This is a genomic window from Brevundimonas sp. GW821-FHT10A07 (genome assembly GCF_059415785.1).
Window position 1 is genome coordinate 168,373 of sequence record NZ_JBWKNX010000004.1, and the last position, 18,333, is coordinate 186,705.

Below are 18,333 nucleotides of genomic sequence, written 5' to 3' on the forward strand. Positions count from 1 at the left end.
CGCGAAATTTCCCCACGTCCTAACATGGTCGGGATCTGGGAGAATTGTTCATGACCTTCGACGCCTCGCCCGAACAGCACATGCTGAGAGAAGCCCTGCAATCCTACCTGGGCGCCGCCTACGATCTCGAGAAAAGACGGCGCATCGTCCAGTCGTCGCAAGGCTGGTCTATGGAGGTCTGGCGCAGTTTCTCTACCGATCTCGGCATCCTCGGTCTGGGCTTTGCTCCCGAATGGGGCGGCGTCGGCGGCGACGGCGTCGACCAGATCCCCGTGATGGAGGCCTTGGGACAATCGCTGGTCGTCGAGCCCTATCTCGAAACGGTCATTCTCTGCGGCAGCCTTCTTCAGATCGCGGGCACGGCGCAGTCGCAAGAGCTTGCCGCAGCCGTCATCGCCGGAGAAGCGCGTCTTGCTCTGGCCTATCAAGAAACGCCGGCGTTTAAACGGGGTCGGATCAGCACGACCGCAACGCGTACAGGCGAGGCCTGGCGGATCACCGGCGCAAAGTCGGTCGTCGCCGGCGGCGCCTGGGCGACCCATATTCTGGTGGTCGCTCGGCTGGGCGACGGCGACGACCTGGGCCTGTTCGTCGTTGAACAAGGCCAGGTCGGATTGGACATGATCGTCTATCCCACGCTGGACGGACGGCGCGCGTGCGACCTGACCTTCGACGTTCGCCTGCCCGCCACGGCGCTGCTTCTCGACCAAGGGGTGCAGGAGGCCCTCGACTTCGCTCTCGACCGCGCCACCGCGGCGACTTGCGCCGAAGCGGTCGGGATCATGCGCCGACTGTTGGGCGAGACCCACGCCTACACCTCGGAGAGGCGACAGTTCGGCGCTCCCCTCGCCACCTTTCAGGCGCTGCAGCACAGAATGGCCGACATGCTGGTCGCTCTCGAACTGAGTTCCGGCCATGCCTATCACGCCGCCAACCTGCTGGACGCTCCCAGCGCAGAGCGATCCACAGCCGTCTCGGCGGCCAAACTGTTCGTCGGCAAGGCCGCCCACCGCATGGGCCAGGCCGCAGTCCAGCTCCACGGCGGGATGGGGATGACAGACGAACTGGTCATCGGGCACCTGTTCAAACGCGCTGTCGCCATTGAGGCCCAGTACGGTTCCTCGGCCTACCATCTTCAACGTTACCGCCGTGTCAGCGCTGAGAGGGCGCTGCAGTGACGAAGGAGTTGCTCGTCTCGATTGAGGACGGCGTCGCACTACTGACCCTCAATCGCCCGGCCTCCAGCAATGCGCTGTCGCAGAGCCTTCGACGAGCACTCGACCAGACCCTAACGGCGCTGAACGACCGAACCGAGATTCGTGTGATCGTCGTCACAGGCTCCGGTGATCGTGCCTTCTGCAGTGGGTTGGATCGCGACGACCTCCCGGACCTCCTAAACCGTCTGGCGGCAGGCCTTGAGGCCTTCGATGTCGACTTGGCTGCCCGTCTCGCCCGACATGGAAAGCCCGTCATCGCCGCCGTGAACGGTACGGCAATGACCGGCGGACTGGAGTTGATGTTGGGCTCCGACATCATCGTCGCGTCACGCACGGCCCGTTTCGCAGATACCCATGCCAGGGTCGGCGTTGCGCCGATGTGGGGCATGACCCAGAGGTTGCCTCGACGCATCGGAGCGGGGCGAGCCAAGCTGATGAGCCTGTCGGGATTCTGGGTAAGCGCCGAACAAGCCCTCGCCTGGGGTCTCGTCGACGAATTGGCTGAACCTGATCAGGTCGTAACGCGGGCGTTGGACATGGCCCGAGCCATCGCCGCCGGCGATCCGTCCGTCACCGCCTTTTCCCGGCGGTTGATCGACGTGGGGAGCGATCTGGTCCTCGACGCAGCGTTGACGCTCGAACGGGATGAAGCCGCACGGGTCAACACAACCAAGGCCATGCAAGAAACGGGGAGAAAACATGAATCATTTGAATGAGCCCACGCAACTCGGGACACTCAGCGCCCTGCTTAAAAAGCATGCCGAGGACCGGGCGGACCGCGCCGCAGTGCTATTCGGCGCACGCCGACTGACCTATTACGATCTTGAGGAGACGGGACGACGGATCGCAGGCGGCCTCGTTTCGTGTGGTTTGCGGCCTGGTGCTCGCGTCGGCCTGCTCTCCAAGAATTGCGACGCCTATTACGAACTTCTTGCCGGCTGCAGCGCCAGCCGCACCGTATTGACGCCGGTCAATTGGCGCCTGGCGCCCCAGGAAATCGAATTCATCCTCGGCGACGCAAAGGTGGAGACGCTTTTCGTTTCGCAAGAATACCTGGCGACCGCCAAGCCCATCATGGCGGCGCTCGGTCTCGCCGACCGGCTCTATCTCCTCGATGGGGCTCCGGTGGACGGTGTGAAAGACTACAGAGCCTGGCGTGACGATGCCCAGCCGGTGGCCGCAGCGCCATGCAGACCTGACGATGTGCTGCTGCAGATCTACTCGTCGGGCACCACTGGCGCACCCAAAGGGGTCGAACTGACACAGGCCAATTTCCTGGCCGCAGCTGATCAGATTCGCCACGGTCTGGTCGGTAGTTGGTCGGAGCGAGATCGGCTCCTCGTCGTCCTCCCGCTGTTCCATGCCGGCGCCCTGTTGACGGCCAGCTATGCGCTTTTGGCCGGTGCGGCCGCCGTCGTCCTACGGGACGCCGAGGTAGGGACGCTGCTTCGTGTAGCCAAGGACCATCGGGCGACCAAGGTCGGGTTCGTGCCTGCGCTAATGCAGGCGGTTCTCGAGCATCCGGAGTTCGGGCCCGAAAGTCTGGACGACGTCGATACCGTCATCTACGGCGGCTCGGCCATTTCCGCGGACCTGCTGGATCGGGCCGTCGAGCGGTTCGGAACCGCGCTGGTTCAGCTCTTCGGTTCCTCCGAAACCTTCACGGCGGGCACAGTGCTTACCGGAAGCGCCCACCATGATCGGTCTAAGAGAGCCAGTTGCGGCCAGGTCATGCACGGCATCGACATTCGGATCGTTCGCCTCGACGGAAGCGAGGCCGACAGGGACGAACCGGGAGAAGTCGTCATCCGGTCTCCTACTGTGATGAAGGGGTACTGGGGCAGAGCGGACCAGACGGCCGAAGTCCTCACAGACGGCTGGTACCGAACCGGCGACGTCGGTTCACTGGACGCGGACGGCTTCCTGACGATCCGCGATCGCCTGCGAGACATGGTTATTTCCGGAGGAGAGAACATCTATCCGGCTGAAATCGAGAGCGTCCTCAGCCGCCATCCAGATGTCGCCGACTGCGCAGTGATCGGGGTGCCCGACGCACGTTGGGGTGAAACGGTGAAGGCGATCGTTGTTCTCGCTCCGGATGCGCAGTACGACCCGGACGCCCTGATCGCCTATCTGCAAGGCCGATTGGCCCGCTACAAATGCCCTCGCACGGTCGAGTTCGTCGATGCTCTTCCTAGAAACGCCACGGGCAAGGTGCTGAAGCGCGTGCTGCGCGAGACCTACGCTCAACAGGTACCTGCGTGAGTTCGGGTTCAACTCGCGATCTGGCGGATCTGACTCTCGCCGCCCTCGGCCGCAGGGGCATGCGAGTTGATGGACTGCTCGAGATGCGCCGGTTGACCGGCGGGGCGATGCAGGAGACCTGGCTGCTGCACACGTCGGCCCCTGCCCCCCTCGACCGTATCGTTCTGCGCCGCGCTCCACAGAGACAGGCGCCGCGTCTCGGCACGATCAGCCTGAGCCTCCAGGCGCGGCTGACCGCTCTTGCCGAAAAGGTCGGCGTTCCCGGGCCTGCAGTCCTAGCGGTCTTCGACGATACGGACGGACTCGGCGAAGGCTTCATCATGGGGTTCGTCGCGGGAGAAACCGTTCCACAGCGTATTCTCCGCCAGCCTCAGCTGGAATTCGCTCGCAACCGCTTGACCGATCAGTGCGCGGACGTTCTGGCGAGACTGCACGCCATCCCCACGGAGGCCCTTCCGCCTCTTCCTCAACTCTCGCCCGCCGATCGTCTCGAGGCGCTTCACGAACAATATCGTCAACTCGCGAGACCGCGCCCGGTCTTTGAACTGGCCTTCGCCTGGCTGCAGCGCCGTCTACCGCCTCCCACCCCGCGTCCCGGCCTCGTTCACGGCGACTTCCGAAACGGTAACCTCATGGTCGATGAGACGGGGCTCGCTGCAGTACTGGACTGGGAACGCGCCTTCGTCGGCGACCCCATGTTCGACATCGGCTGGCTGTGCGTGGGCTCCTGGCGTTTCGGCCTGATCGATAATCCGATCGGCGGTTTCGGCGATCTGGAGAGCTTCGCCGCCGCCTACCGCGCTCACGGCGGGGAATTCGAGATCGACCGTGTTCGATTCTGGGAAGCCTTCGGGTCGCTGGACTGGGGGGTGACGACCGTGGAACTGGCCAGGGAAGCCGAAGAAACCGGCGCACTCGAGACCGCCGCGATAGGGCGTCGAACCTCAGAGACTGAAATCGATCTGCTGCGACTGATGACGCCCCATGACTGACCGCAACGACGATATCGCCCGGCTTATCCGGCTGACCGCCCGACACCTCAGAGAGGAACTACGTCCGGAACTGCAAGGTCGGCAGGCCTTCCTGACGCTCGTGGCCGCCAACCTTCTCGACGGCCTGGCCCGGGATGTCGCGACCGGTGGAACTGCGGAGCTTGACGCCGCATCACGTCTCGAGGCCCTGCTGGGCGTGCCTCACGAAGAGGACGTCAACGTCGAACTGTGTCGATTGATCGAGAGCGGGGTTCTGGACGAACGTTCGCCGGAGCTGATGCGTCACCTGCGTGAAACGGTCCTGGACCGTCTGGCCATCGAGCAACCCACCTATGAGGCCTACCGGCGCGAACGGCCCGCCTGAGCCGCCTCTCGAAGCCACGCCGCAGTGACTGCGTCATCGCGCGGTCCCCGGCCCTCGTCCCCGGCAAGGGGACTCAGGAGGACGGTCGACGGTCGGCAAGGTCCGAAAGAAAAGGAGACGGCGCAATGATCATCCCCGAGGGCATGACCTTGAGACTGGACGCCAGAGACGAGTACCAGCACGAACCTGAGGCGGCCTCAAACTACAATGAGAGCATGTATTTCGACATGTTCGACGCGGCGCGCGGCATCGGCGCGTGGTTCCGGATCGGCAATCGGCCGAATGAAGGCCACGCTGAAATGACGGTCTGCATTCATCTTCCGGACGGTCGTGTCGCCTTCTGGTTCTCCCGCCCTGAAATCACCGACAATGCTGCGCTGGACGCCGGCGGCTTCAAGGTCGAGGTGATCGAGCCTTTTCGGCGTCTCGCCTTGTCTTACGACGGCCCTGTCCTTCTGCTCGACGACCCCGCACGGCTGACGGACGCACGATCCGCCTTTCGGGACACCCCCCGTACAGAGGCCAGTTTCCGGTTAAGTCTGGAAGGCGTGTCCCCCATGCACGGCGGAGAGATCGTCAATGCGGACGGTTCACGCTGGGATCTCGACCCAGAGACTGCAGCCTACAGGGGGCACACCGAACAGCACATCGCCGCAACCGGCCGAATCATTATCGGAGACGACGCCTTCGCGTTCGAAGGCTACGGCTTCCGAGACAAGTCATGGGGCCCCCGACATTGGGGCAACCTGTTCTGGCACAAATGGATTCCCGTCACATTCGGCCCCGACTTCGGGGTCATGCTCGCCCTTATGGGACGTCCCGATCAGCCTCCGCAGGTCGTCGGCCACGTCTGGCGCGGAGACCAGCTCCAGCCCTTAAGGGACGCGCGCCTTCATACCGAATACGACGCGGCCGGCATACAACGCGCGCTGACCCTTGAACTCACGACCGACCAGGGCGTGACTTCGCTGGTTGGCGAGTGTCTCTCTTATACGCCGCTGCAACATCGCAGAACCGCGCCGGACGGACAGGAAGTCCGGGTTCGCATCATCAAATCCGTCACCCGCTTCCAATCCGAAGGACGCGAAGCTCTCGGCATGGCCGAGTATCTGGACCTGATGCGCGACGGAATCGCCGTCTCGCGCGTGGAAGGGAGCCGGTTCGATGGCTGACGCCGCCCTTGCTTCCCCGGACGGCTTCGATCTCGCGCGACTTGCCGACTGGATCGCCGGATCTGTCGACGGGTTTACGGGTCCGATCGAAGTCGAGCGGTTCGCCGGGGGCCAGTCAAATCCGACCTATCGACTGCGCAGCCCAGGCGGCGACTATGTGATGCGAACCAAGCCGCCCGGCGAGACGCTGAGCAGCGCTCACGCGGTGGACCGGGAGTACCGCGTCATGGGCGCCCTGCAAGATTCCACGGTGCCTGTGCCCAGGGTCCGCGCGCTCTGCGAAGACCCGAGCGTGATCGGCCGAAGCTTCTACATCATGGACTTCGTCCAGGGCGACATCTTCTGGCGCCCGGACTTGCCCGAGATCGTCCGCGAGCGCCGCGCCGACTATTTCGACGCCCTCAACCGGACGCTGGCTTCGCTCCACAGAATCGACCCTGCATCGGTCGGCCTGTCCGCATTCGGGAAGGACGGCGACTATCTCCGCCGACAGATCGAAAGATGGACGCAGCAATACCGGGCAGGCCATGAAGCGGGTAGAATCGATCGTATGGATCGTCTTGCGGCTTGGCTGGCCGAGAATGTTCCACAGCCCGGCGGCAGAAGCATCGTCCATGGCGACTTCCGCATCAACAACGTCATGTTCGCGCCTGGTCAGGCGCAAACTGTGGCCGTCCTCGACTGGGAGCTTTCCACGATCGGCGACCCGGTCACCGATTTCGCCTATCATCTGATGGCCTATCGGGTTCCTCATGACATTCAGGGCGGCGGGCTCGCCGGCCTGGACCTCGATGCGCTCGGCCTACCGTCCGAAGCGGACTATATCGACGCCTATTGCGAACGTGTCGGGCGGACGACGCTCCCGAACCTGCAGTTTCACGTCGCCTTCAATCTCTTCCGATTTGCAGCCATCATTCACGGCATCAAAGGACGCGCGATGCGCGGCAACGCTTCCTCGACACGCGCTGACGAAGTCGGCGCCGCTTTGGAGACCTATGTCGATCTGGCCTGGGATCAGGCGCGTCAGGCGGGTCTCAAGTGAGTCATCTCAAGCTGGAGATCGTGTCTCCCGGCCATGCCGATTCCGAACTCGCGCGCCATCTCGATTTCACCTTCGAGCGACTGGAGGCCGATGGAGCGGTGGTCAGGCTGCCTCCCAGCCGTGCCGCCCTGGATGCGCCCGGATCAGGTCGTGTCGATGACCGGGCGCTCATCGCCACGGCGGACCACTGCATGGGCGTGGCCGTCCATGCCGCTCTTGCGGACAAAGGTCCGCTGGCCACAGTCGATCTGAAGTTCGAGAAGTTTCGCCCTCTCGAACCCGGCGATGTCTTTCTCAGGGTCGGGCGCGCCAGCATCGACAGCCGCCTTGCCTTTGTTGCGGCAAGCCTCGATCAGGGAGTCCCCGAACGACCTGTCGGTCAGGTCAGCGCGCGCTTCATCGTCGGCGCCTGGCCAGGCGGGGGGGCCATGCCCTTCCCTCCCCCCATTCCGCATGAGAAGCGCGACGACGACGTCGTTGATTTCGCCAGTTTCGCCGGACTGCCGGTCAAGGCGGCGCCGTCCCTGATCCTCGCCCCGCTGGAGCGAACAATCGGCGCACGCGCAGTCCCGGCCTTTCATGGCGGGGTTGTCGCTGCTGGTCTGATGAGCTCGGCCGGAGCCCTGGCCGCGTCGGAACGCGGCGAGGCGGCGGTGATGGCGAACTGCAGCGTTGACTACCTGCGGGCCGCCCACGCCACGCGTCCGATCCGGTACGCCTCGGAGATCGTATCGAGCGGGCGGACGACATTGCGCATTCGCACCTCGGCGTATCAGGACGTCGACGACCGTCTGGTCACACAGGCCCTCGTCCTGTTCGGTTGCGGATTGAGCTGACGTCGTCCCCGACGCAGGGACGTTCGCGCGGTCGCTACAGCCATCACTCTCCCGACCCCAAACGGAGACGACGATGCCCAGCAACTACGATGCGATCATAATCGGCGCAGGTGCGGGCGGCCTCAGCGCCGCAGCTCGCCTGGTTAAGGCCGGCAAGAGCGTGCTCTTGGTCGAGGCTCAGGACCGGCTCGGCGGGCGGGCCACTTCCTTTGAGAAGGAGGGGTTCATCCTCAACGTCGGCGCCATCGCGATCGAACGTGGCGGCGTGTTCGACGAAACTTTCCAGCTCATGGGTCTGGACCTCGACATTCGAGAGCCGAGTCCGGCGACGGTCTTCCGCATAGACGGCAAGACCGTCAATGTTTCCAAGGGCGGGTGGGCGATGCTGCTCGGCGGGCTGACGAAACAGGCGGCCAAGATCGGCGCCAAATTCGCCGACGCCCGCGCGGGCGATCTGCCTGAAGCCCGTCTGAGCACTGCAGAATGGCTGGCAGGCATCACCAACAACAAGACCGTCCACCGTCTGTTCCGCAATCTCTGCGCCGCCATCTTCGCCGCCAATGCCGACGAGCTGCCCGCACGAGCGTTCCTGGTCTATTTCGGCACCAAGGGTGCGTTCAAACGCTTCGGCTTTTGCCCGCGGGGCACCATCGGTCTGTGGAACGATCTCGGGGACGCCGTCCAGAAGGCGGGCGCAGAAATCCGGTTGAACGCCACCGTCGAAAAAATCCATGTCGAGAACGGCCTCGCCACGGGGATCACTCTTCGCCGGGGCGGATCCGTCGAACGCATCGACGCCGACCTGATCATCAGCAACGCCGGTCCGATCGCTACGATCGGACTGACCGGCGAAGACGTCTTGACGTCCGACTATGTGTCGCGCGCCAGAAAGGTTCTCAGGCCGGCGGCAAATATCGTGATCGATTTCGCCAGCCGGGACGCCTTGGTAGATGCGCCGGGCCTGGTCACATTCGGTGACACGGACAGACTCTGCAATATTGCAGACATGACCGCGACCTGTCCGGAAATGGCTCCGGAAGGCTGGCGTCTCTACAAGGCCTACGCGGTTCCGAAACCCGCAACATCGGATTTCGACGACGAAAGCGAAATCGAGGCCTCCCTGGAAGAACTCCGCAAGGAGTATCCCGGATTCCGGCAGGCGCGTCTGCTGAACATCAAGGTGATGCGCGACGAATGGCCGGCACAACGGACCTGCGCAGGCTATGACATCGAACAATCGACACCGATCCGGAACCTGTGGAACGTCGGCGACGGGGTCAAGACCTACGGGGCCGGCGGCACCGAGGCCTGCGCCGAAACGGCCCGCTTGGTCAGTGTCGAGGCGCTCGCATGGCTGGAGCGCGCGGCGTGAGCGCGCCTGCCGAAAGCCCCAGGGTGACCCTGTCCATTTCGAACGGCCTGGCCGTGATCACCCTGACCCGGCCTGAAGCCGGCAATGCGCTCGACGGCCAAGCGGGGCTCGAATTGAGGCAAGCGGCCTTGGCCTGTTCCGGATCCGAGGTGCGGGCTGTTTTGCTAAAGGCGGAAGGTCGCAACTTCTGCTTTGGAGGAGATCTGGCCCATATCGCGCGCCAGAAGGACCGCGGGTCAAGCGTTCGCGATATGACCATAGACTTCCACGCGGCCATCGCACTGCTAGGCCAGATGAACGCACCGGTGATCTGCGCCGTTCGCGGAGCGGCCTCGGGGGCCGGACTGTCGCTTGCGGCGATCTCGGACTATGTCATCGCCTCGAGCGAAGCGCAGTTCTCCTATGCCTATACGGGCGTCGGATTCAGCGCTGACGGCGGCCTGACGTGGACACTGCCGCGCTTGATCGGGCTTCGCAGTTTCCAGGCTCTCTATCTGACGGGGCGTCGTGTGAAGGCCACCGAGGCCCTGGCACTCGGCATTGTCAGCGAAGTCGTCCCGGACGAGACGCTCGACGATCGGGCCCTTGCCTTCGCCTCCGAAATCGCCGCTGGCCCAACCCTGGCCTTTGGAGCGGTCAAACGACTGGCGGCCGAGGGCCTCACCCAGTCTCTTGCGGCGCACCTCGATGCGGAGTCGCGCGCCCTGGCGGTTCTGGCTGACACCGAAGACGCCGGGCAGGCGATCGGGGCGCTCCTCGCACGCAAATCGCCGAACTTCATCGGCCGCTGATCTGGACAATCTTGATGACGGACACCCTGAATATCGACGGCGCCTTTCTGACCGAGGATCATCGCTTGCTGCGCGATCAGATCGCGCGCTTGGTGCGCGAGGAAATCGTGCCGCACGCGGAAGCTTGGGAAGTGGAGGGACGCACGCCTGCGGAGACGTTCCGACGGTTTGGCGAACTCGGCCTTCTTGGTCTGGCCTTTCCCGAAGCTGACGGCGGATCTGGAATGGATGCTGCGGCGTCGGTGATCCTGAACGAGGAATTGGGCCGTTCAGGCTTCGGCGGCCCCACCGCCGCCCTGACCGTGCACAGCGACATGTCCGCCCTGCATCTGGCCCGTGTGGGGACGGCCGAACAGAAGGCCAGATTCCTGCCCGGGATTCTGTCGGGTGACCGGATTTGCGCCCTGGGCGTGACGGAGCCGCGCGGAGGTTCGGACCTGACGCGCATCGCCACCTTCGCGCGGCGCGACGGCGACGACTATGTACTGAATGGATCCAAGATCTACATCACCAACGCCAATACGGCGGACGTCTTCTTCGTCGTGGCCCGAACCTCGGAAGACGCCAAGGGCGGAAGCGGGTTCTCCCTGTTCGTCGTCGAACGCAATACCCCCGGCTTCACCAACGGAACCGCGTTCAACAAGACGGGTTGGCTGAGCTCCGACACAGGCGAACTCTTTTTCGACAATGCGAGGGTTCCGGCGGCCAACCTACTCGGCGAGGAGGGCAAGGGCTTCTATTACATGATGAAGGGGCTCGATCATGAGCGGTTGTGCGCTGCAGGGCAGGTTCTCGGCCTGGCCCAGGCGGCTATTGACGCCACCATGGCCTGGGTCCGGGAACGGCAAGCCTACGGGCGCACCCTGTGGGATCTTCAGGCCATCCGGCAGGAGATGGCCAAGCTCGTCACGGAACTTCTGGCCGCGAGAGCGATGACCTATATGGTCGCCCTCAAGGCCGGGCGCGGCGAGGCGATCCAAATGGAGGGCGCCATGTTGAAGGCCTATGTGCCGGATCTCGGCAATCGCATCCTCTACAAATGCGTGCAGTATCACGGCGGAAGCGGCTACATTCGCGGGGTTCCCGTCGAACGCATCAGTCGAGACATGCGCCTCCTGTCGATAGGGGGCGGAGCCACCGAAGTGATGTACGACGAAGTGGCGAAACGTCTCTAGCCCGTCCCCGGCGCCGGGACGTGTCGGCCGGCGCCTCTTCGGACAGTTTGCGCGAATGACTGTCCAACCTCGCTGCTGCATCCATGACTGACGCGCCCTCCTCCCCGCGCGTCCGTATCGACCGTCCGGCGACCGGCGTCGCCCTGGTCGTCCTCAATCGCCCCGACAAGCGCAACGCCCTCGACATTCCTATGCGCGCCGCCATTGCGGAAGCCTTCAGGGATCTGGCCGTGGATACCCAGACGCGTTGCATTGTGCTGACCGGAGGCGAGAGCGTCTTCGCGGCCGGCGCCGACCTGAACATGCTCGTTGATCTGGGTGCGCAGGAAGCGGCGGACCTGGACCTGCCCGGTTACTGGCGACCGGTCCGGGATTGCCCCAAGCCCGTGATCGCTGCGGTCAACGGCGTCGCTTTCGGCGCGGGATGCGAACTGGCGATGATGACCGACATCATCGTGGCGTCGCCGGCAGCACGGTTCGGTCAACCGGAGGCCGCGGTCGGGATCATGCCCGGCGCCGGCGGTGTTCAGCGGCTGACGCGGCTGATCGGCCCCAAGGCGGCGAGCCTGATGTTGCTCTCCGGCGACCCCCTCGACGCCCCCCGCGCCCATGCGCTCGGCCTGGTCAGTGCGTTGGCGGACGGCGAAGACGCCCTGCCCCGCGCCCTCGAGCTCGCAAACCGTATCGCCGCCATGCCGCCCAAGGCCATGGGCGCCATAAAGCGCAACCTGGCCGCCGGCGCTGACCTTCCCCTGGAGGCCGCCCTCGCCCTGGAGAACCGGGAGTTCCTCCTGCTCTTCGACACGGCGGACAAGACCGAGGGCATGCGCGCCTTCCTGGAACGCCGCAAACCCCAGTTCTCCGGACGCTGAAATGATCTCGACCTCGACCAATTCCCTTTTCATCGGCGTCGTGGGCGCCGGCGTGATGGGGCGCGGGATCGCCCAGCTATTCGCCGTCGCTGGTCACCGCGTCGCGCTTTTCGACGCCAATCCCGGGGCCGCTTCGCAGTCGCTCGGCCAGATCACGGCCCTGCTCGGCCAGCTTTCGGGCAAGGGGCGCATGACGCCCGAGGCAGCGGCGGCCGCTTCGGAGCGGCTGAGCGCCGTGGACGATCTGAAGGCGCTTTCGAACTGCGACGTCGTCATCGAGGCCATCGTCGAGGAAATCAGCGCCAAGAGACAGCTCGTCGAGCGGCTTGAAGCGATCCTGTCCGATGAAGCCCTGATCGCGTCGAACACCTCCTCCCTTCTGGTCGCGGAAATCGCTGCGGGCGCTCGCAGGCCCGAACGCATCGCCGGACTGCATTTCTTCAATCCCGTGCCCCTGATGAAGGTGGCTGAGGTCATCTCCGCCGTACGCACCTCGGCGGACACGGTCACCCGCCTCAAGGCAATCACAGAAGGGGCCGGTCACCGGGCCGTAGTGGCCTCCGACCAGCCGGGCTTTCTGGTGAACCATGCCGGTCGCGGCCTTTACACCGAGGGCCTGGCCCTCCTGGAAGACCGCATTGCCGATCATGCGCAGATCGATCAGGTGCTGCGGGACGCCGCCGGTTTCAGGATGGGCCCGTTCGAACTGTTCGATCTGACAGGGATCGACGTCTCGGGCCGCGTGCTCACCGGCATTTTCGAACAGTTTCAGTTCGAGCCGCGCTTCAGGCCCTCCTCCCTGGTCCCGCCACGGATCGCCGCCGGCCTCTATGGCCGCAAATCAGGTCGCGGATGGTACGACTACAGCGCTCCTCCGACAGAGTCGGCGGCGCCCCCGGCGCCCCCCGTCGAGAGCGCAGGTCGGTTCTGGGTCGCACCGGACAGCCCCCACTACGAGGGTCTGATCAAGGCAGGGATGGAGCAGAACGGCGTGCCCGCGCCCGATGCCGAAGATGACGACGTCCTCATTCTCGTTCAGCCCTGGGGGCGAGAGCTCTCTAGCGTCTGCCGGGAGCGGGGATACGACCCGACGCGCGCCGTCGCGGTAGACCCGCTCACCGGTCTGGACCGGCGGCGAACGCTCATGGTCACCCCTGCCTGTTCTCCCCTCACCAGATCACGGGCCCTTTGGCTTCTTGGCGGCGGCGAAACGCCGGCGACCATCATCGCCGACAGCCCGGGCTTCGTCACGCAGCGCGTCCTGTCGGTCATCATCAACATCGCCTGTCAAATCGCACAACGCGGGATCGCGGATGTCCATGACATCGACGACGCCGTCCAACTGGGCCTCGGCTATCCCAAAGGGCCGTTGGCCTGGGGCGACGAAATCGGCCCGGACCGGGTCGTGGCCATTCTGGACGCGATCCGGGAGACGACGGGCGATCCCCGATATCGTGTGTCGCCGTGGCTTCGTCAGCGCGCGGCTCTCGGCCTGTCCCTGCTCCACCGGAACCCGGCATGAGCAGGATCGATTATTCCGAATGGATCGGGCGAACCACCGAACGGCTCGACCTCATCGCGCCCTTCCCGGCTGTCGCCCTGAGCGCCTTGCTCGGGCGCGACACTGCGCCGGAGCAAGGCGACGCCCTGCCCCCCGGATGGCAATGGCTCTATTTTCTCGAGACTCCCGGGCCAGCCGCCACCGGCCCCGACGGCCACCCCCGTCGCGGCGGCTTCCTGCCACCGATCGCGCTTGAGCGGCGGATGTGGGCGGCCGGGCGTTTCGAGATGCTCGAGCCTCTGACGCTCGGCGTTCTGGCGAAGAAAACCAGCAGGATCGCCTCCATCACCCCCAAGACCGGTGCGTCCGGCGAGATGGTGTTCGTGGTTCTCGAGCATCACCTGGAGCAGGAAGGACGGCTGCGGATCCGCGAAGAGCAGACGCTGGTCTATCGCGCCATGCCCTCCGCACCGGACGCGCCGGCCCCCGGCCCCTCTTCGGTCGCACAGGAGGCGGACTGGCGTGCCGAAGGCGCTGTCGATCCGGTATCCCTGTTCCGATTTTCCGCCCTGACCTTCAACGGGCACCGGATCCATTACGACCGTCCATATGCCGAAACGGTCGAGCACTATCCCGGCCTCGTCGTGCAGGGGCCCTATTCGGCCATCCTTCTGCTGGAGCTGGCCGCACGGCGATCCGGGCGCGCGATAAGCGCCTTTGAGTTCCGCGCGACCGGCCCCGCCTTCGCAGACGAACCGCTGGGTCTGTGCGGCCGTGATCTCGGCGAGGCGGCGGATCTCTGGAGCGAGACGCCGCGAGGGCTGGGAATGCGCGCCAAGGCGGCGCTGACCAAGGAGGTAAGTCATGGCGGGGCCTGAGACCTGGCGTTCCTTGCTCTTCGTGCCGGCCCATACCCCGAAGTTCGTGGCCGCGGCGCCGCGATCCGGGGCGGACGCCGTCATCCTCGATCTGGAAGACAGCGTTCCGGCAGACCGCAAGTCGACGGCGCGTGAAGGCCTCGCCGCTACGATCACATCCCTGTCCGGTTCGATCGATGTCCTCGTCAGGATCAACGCCGAGCCCGATCTGGCCGTCCTCGACCTCGAGGCGGCCGTGACGCCGGGATTACGCGCGATTGTCGCGCCCAAGATCGGGACCTCTGACGCCCTTGCGGTGCTGGACGGTCTTCTGGGGAGGCTGGAGGCGTCTCGCGGACTGGCGCAAGGCGACATCGGCGTGATCGGTCAGATTGAGGATGTCGAGGCCCTGGCGGCGCTGGACGACATCTGTAGGGGACCCCGTCTCATCGGCCTCTCGCTCGGACCGGAGGACTTCTCCAAGTCGGCGGCCATGACGCCGACGCCGGAAACCCTCTACTGGCCCAACCAACAGGTGGCCTTCGCCTGCCGCCGGCACGGTCTGCTCCCCTACGGGTTCCCCGGTTCAATCGGGGAGTTCTCCGATCTGGACGCCTTCGGTCGGAACGCCGTTCGCGGTGCCGAGATGGGGTTTGTCGGCGCCTTCTGCATCCACCCCCGGCAGGTCGAGTGTCTGAACGCGGCCTTCTCACCCTCGGCGGCGGCGATCGAGGATGCACGTCGCATCGTGGAAGCGCTCGCTAGCGCGGAGGCTGCGGGTCAGGGGGCGGCCAGGCTCGATGGGCGAATGATCGACGCGCCGGTGGCGGCGCGCGCCCGGGCCCTTCTCAATAAAGCTATTCACCTGCACGGCCCGGACGCGCTCGACGAGATCGATGCGCCATCGGACCGCGGAGACTCCAAATGACGCAGTTCCCCTCGGCCCTCCACGAGGCCGCCCCCCTTCTCGACGGCTTCGCCGCGCTCCTGTCCCAGGCGACCGACGGCCTCGTCGCCGACTGCGCTGTGAACGGACGCATCAACGCGGAACGGTTCGACCGAAACCAGTCCCGCGCATTCGAACTGGCGTCCGCAACCGCCGACCTTCTGGCGGGTCGAGCCGTCGCCTCAGGCGCGGACACAGCCGATCCGACGAGCGTCGGACTGGCGGCGGCCTTCCTCGGGGAAGCGGTGGCCATCCTCGCCCAGCGACTGGATCTTCTCGCCGTCGATCAGCCAGCTCTGCGTGAGGGGCTGCTACGACTCCAGTCCACGCCGGCGTATGCGAAGGTGCTGCACGAGGGGCTCTCGGCCGCGAGGCTGGACGATCTCGGCGAACGCCTCATCTCGCACGGCGCAGCATTCGGCCTCGTGGATCTGGATGAGGATCGGACGATGATGCGGGACGTCTTTTATCGCTTCGGCCAGGATCTCGTCGCGCCCCGGGCGGAAGAAATCCACCGCCACGATCTGACCGTGCCGGAGGAAATTCTGGAGCCGATGCGCGAGATGGGCGTCTTTGGCCTATCCGTCCCCTCTCGGTACGGCGGCAGCGCGCCGGACGAGCGGGAGGACACCCTGTCCATGATGGTGGTCACCGAGGCCCTGTCTCAGGCGTCTCTTGCTGCGGCAGGCAGCTTGATCACGCGCCCCGAGATCATGACCCGCGCCATTCTAGCCGGCGGCACAGAGGCGCAGAAGGCGCACTGGTTGCCCAAGGTGGCGGTGGGCCAGCCGCTCTGCGGCATCGCGATCACGGAACCGGACTATGGTTCGGACGTGGCGGGACTTTCCCTAAGGGCGACACAGGTCGACGGCGGCTGGAGACTGGACGGGGCAAAGACCTGGTGCACCTTCGCCGGCAAGGCCGGATTGCTGATGGTCGTCGCCCGCACCCATCCCGACAGATCGCTCGGTCACCGTGGGCTCAGCATCCTGCTGGTCGAAAAGCCCTCGACCAGCGCTCATGCCTTCGAGCTCGTTCAGGACGATGGCGGCCGCCTCTCGGGCAAGGCCATTCCGACCATCGGCTATCGCGGCATGCACTCGTTTGATCTGGCGTTCGAGAACTTCTTCGTGCCGGACGCCAATCTGCTTGGTGGGGAAGCGGGTCTGGGCCGAGGCTTCTATTTCACCATGGCCGGGATGACCGGAGGCCGCATGCAGACTGCCGCGCGCGCCTGTGGCGTCATGCGTTCGGCCATAGACGTTGCGCTTTCCTACGCCGCAGATCGCAAGGTCTTTGGCGCCGCGCTCGGAACCTATCAGCTCACGCGCGCCAAATTGGTGCGAATGGCGGCGCGATATGCCGCCAGCCGGCAACTGGCCTATCAGGTCGCCCGCCGCCTCGATGAGGGCGAGGCCCAGATGGAGGCCAGCCTCGCCAAGCTCTTCGCATGCCGGTCCGCCGAGATCGTGACCCGTGAAGCCCTGCAGATACATGGCGGCATGGGATACGCCGAGGAGACCCCCGTCAGCCGCTACTTCGTGGACGCGCGCGTGCTCTCGATCTTCGAGGGCGCCGAGGAGACGTTGGCGCTCAAGGTGATCGCCCGCAGTCTGCTCGACGACGCCCTGCGCGGTCTGGCGGCATGACGCAAGTTCTCGCGGGCTTGAGGTTGGTGGAGGCCTCCGCCTTCGTCGCGGCGCCTCTCGGTGGAATGACCCTGGCTCAACTCGGGGCGGAGGTCATTCGTATCGACGGCGTGTCGGGCGGGCTCGACCATAACCGGTGGCCCGTGGGCCCCAGTGGGGCCAGTCTCTTCTGGGCGGGTCTCAACAAGGGCAAGAAGTCTGTCGCCCTGGATCTGACGCGCGAGGAAGGCCGCGAACTGGCCCAGGCCATCATCTGCGCGCCAGGGCCGGACGCCGGGATGTTCCTGACCAATTTTCCACCGCGTGGATGGCTGGCGCATGACGCCTTGCGGGCCCGACGCAAGGACCTCATCCAACTGACAGTCCTAGGGGACCGCCACGGCGGATCGGCGGTCGACTATACCGTGAATCCCGGCACGGGCCTGCCGTTTCTGACCGGTCCTCAGGACGCGCCTGTCAATCATGTGCTGCCGGCTTGGGACTTGATCACGGGTCAGATGGCGGCCACCGGCCTTCTGGCGGCCGAACGCAAGCGCCGGCTCACGGGCGAAGGTCAACACGTCACCCTCGCGCTCGAGGATGTGGCCTTGGCAGCCATGGGGCATCTGGGTTTTATCGGCGAAGTCGAACTGGGTCTTGAGCGGACGCCGGCAGGCAATGATCTGTTCGGCGCCTTCGGACGCGATTTCCCCTGTGCGGACGGGGGCCGGGTGATGGTGGTCGGTCTGACCGGAAAACAGTGGCGCGCCCTCGTCGAGGCGACCGGCATCGCCGAAGACCTGACGGTCATCGAGACCGGTCTCGGTGTGGATCTCTTGCGCGAAGGCGACCGCTTCAAAGCTCGCCAACAGATCGCTGATCTGGTGTCCCCCTGGATCGCGGCGCGTTCGCTGGCCGAGGTGTCCGAAGCCTTCGATCGGCACGGCGTCTGCTGGGGCGCCTATCGCACTGTCCAGGAGATGGTCGCCAGCCACCCCAACTGCAACCTGGACAATCCCATGTTCTCGCGGGTGGCGCACCCAGGGCTCGGATCTTTGCTGACGCCTGGACTGCCGCTCGCCTTCTCGGACGATCCCCGCACGCCCGCCGCCCCCGCTCCCCGCCTCGGGGAACATACGGACGAGGTGTTGCTCGAGCTCGTGGGACTGAGTTCGGCGGCCGTCGGAGATCTCCATGACCGCGGCCTAGCCGGAGCTCTGGACACGCGCACGAACGCCTGACCCCGAGAACGGGGACATTGGCGGAACGGGAATGTCGCTACGTCTCTCGGCAGGAGATCGAC

At 65.3% G+C, this 18,333-nt stretch carries 17 protein-coding genes; all 17 read left to right on the forward strand.

Going from position 1 to position 18,333, the window contains the following annotated elements; translation table 11 throughout:
• Positions 1–50: 50 nt before the first annotated feature.
• The 17 genes from AC07NC_RS04835 (at position 51) to AC07NC_RS04915 (ending at position 18,271) form a co-directional block, all read left to right on the forward strand.
• Positions 51–1,178, forward strand: coding sequence for an acyl-CoA dehydrogenase family protein (locus AC07NC_RS04835; protein ID WP_494568761.1), 1,128 nt, complete (start codon positions 51–53; stop codon positions 1,176–1,178).
• Positions 1,175–1,933: an enoyl-CoA hydratase-related protein gene (locus AC07NC_RS04840; RefSeq protein ID WP_494568762.1), complete on the forward strand. Its 759-nt coding sequence runs from the start codon at positions 1,175–1,177 to the stop codon at positions 1,931–1,933. The genes AC07NC_RS04835 and AC07NC_RS04840 overlap by 4 nt, the downstream gene beginning before the upstream one ends.
• On the forward strand, positions 1,917–3,482 hold the full coding sequence (locus AC07NC_RS04845; RefSeq protein WP_494568763.1) for a long-chain-fatty-acid--CoA ligase: 1,566 nt from the start codon (positions 1,917–1,919) through the stop codon (positions 3,480–3,482). Before AC07NC_RS04840 ends, AC07NC_RS04845 begins: the two co-directional genes overlap by 17 nt.
• An 83-nt stretch (positions 3,483–3,565) precedes the next feature.
• Entirely contained in the window at positions 3,566–4,474 is a 909-nt protein-coding gene (locus AC07NC_RS04850) for a phosphotransferase family protein (protein ID WP_494568764.1), read from the forward strand.
• Positions 4,467–4,838 carry a DUF6285 domain-containing protein gene (locus AC07NC_RS04855; RefSeq protein ID WP_490243911.1) on the forward strand — a complete coding sequence of 124 codons (372 nt, stop codon included), beginning with the start codon at positions 4,467–4,469 and terminating at the stop codon, positions 4,836–4,838. The genes AC07NC_RS04850 and AC07NC_RS04855 overlap by 8 nt, the downstream gene beginning before the upstream one ends.
• A 125-nt stretch (positions 4,839–4,963) precedes the next feature.
• The gene (locus tag AC07NC_RS04860; RefSeq protein ID WP_490243910.1) at positions 4,964–6,010 is read left to right on the forward strand and encodes a DUF7064 domain-containing protein; all 1,047 of its coding nucleotides are present in this window, start codon (positions 4,964–4,966) and stop codon (positions 6,008–6,010) included.
• A complete protein-coding gene (locus AC07NC_RS04865; protein WP_490243909.1) occupies positions 6,003–7,052 on the forward strand; it encodes a phosphotransferase family protein in 1,050 nt (349 codons plus the stop codon). The genes AC07NC_RS04860 and AC07NC_RS04865 overlap by 8 nt, the downstream gene beginning before the upstream one ends.
• On the forward strand, positions 7,049–7,888 hold the full coding sequence (locus tag AC07NC_RS04870; RefSeq protein ID WP_494568765.1) for a PaaI family thioesterase: 840 nt from the start codon (positions 7,049–7,051) through the stop codon (positions 7,886–7,888). Before AC07NC_RS04865 ends, AC07NC_RS04870 begins: the two co-directional genes overlap by 4 nt.
• A gap of 73 nt (positions 7,889–7,961) precedes the next feature.
• Positions 7,962–9,260 carry a phytoene desaturase family protein gene (locus AC07NC_RS04875; protein WP_494568766.1) on the forward strand — a complete coding sequence of 433 codons (1,299 nt, stop codon included), beginning with the start codon at positions 7,962–7,964 and terminating at the stop codon, positions 9,258–9,260.
• Positions 9,257–10,051 carry an enoyl-CoA hydratase/isomerase family protein gene (locus AC07NC_RS04880; protein WP_494568767.1) on the forward strand — a complete coding sequence of 265 codons (795 nt, stop codon included), beginning with the start codon at positions 9,257–9,259 and terminating at the stop codon, positions 10,049–10,051. Before AC07NC_RS04875 ends, AC07NC_RS04880 begins: the two co-directional genes overlap by 4 nt.
• Positions 10,052–10,065: 14 nt before the next feature.
• On the forward strand, positions 10,066–11,226 hold the full coding sequence (locus AC07NC_RS04885) for an acyl-CoA dehydrogenase family protein (RefSeq protein WP_494568768.1): 1,161 nt from the start codon (positions 10,066–10,068) through the stop codon (positions 11,224–11,226).
• An 83-nt stretch (positions 11,227–11,309) separates the two neighbouring features.
• Complete coding sequence (locus AC07NC_RS04890) at positions 11,310–12,098, forward strand: enoyl-CoA hydratase-related protein (protein ID WP_490243904.1); 789 nt, start codon at positions 11,310–11,312, stop codon at positions 12,096–12,098.
• A 1-nt stretch (position 12,099) separates the two neighbouring features.
• Positions 12,100–13,620, forward strand: coding sequence for a 3-hydroxyacyl-CoA dehydrogenase (locus AC07NC_RS04895; protein ID WP_494568769.1), 1,521 nt, complete (start codon positions 12,100–12,102; stop codon positions 13,618–13,620).
• On the forward strand, positions 13,617–14,477 hold the full coding sequence (locus AC07NC_RS04900) for an HTD2 family dehydratase (RefSeq protein WP_490243902.1): 861 nt from the start codon (positions 13,617–13,619) through the stop codon (positions 14,475–14,477). Before AC07NC_RS04895 ends, AC07NC_RS04900 begins: the two co-directional genes overlap by 4 nt.
• On the forward strand, positions 14,464–15,384 hold the full coding sequence (locus AC07NC_RS04905; protein WP_494568770.1) for an HpcH/HpaI aldolase/citrate lyase family protein: 921 nt from the start codon (positions 14,464–14,466) through the stop codon (positions 15,382–15,384). Before AC07NC_RS04900 ends, AC07NC_RS04905 begins: the two co-directional genes overlap by 14 nt.
• Positions 15,381–17,051 carry an acyl-CoA dehydrogenase family protein gene (locus AC07NC_RS04910; RefSeq protein WP_494568771.1) on the forward strand — a complete coding sequence of 557 codons (1,671 nt, stop codon included), beginning with the start codon at positions 15,381–15,383 and terminating at the stop codon, positions 17,049–17,051. Before AC07NC_RS04905 ends, AC07NC_RS04910 begins: the two co-directional genes overlap by 4 nt.
• Positions 17,048–18,271: a CoA transferase gene (locus tag AC07NC_RS04915; protein WP_490243899.1), complete on the forward strand. Its 1,224-nt coding sequence runs from the start codon at positions 17,048–17,050 to the stop codon at positions 18,269–18,271. Before AC07NC_RS04910 ends, AC07NC_RS04915 begins: the two co-directional genes overlap by 4 nt.
• Positions 18,272–18,333: the final 62 nt, after the last annotated feature.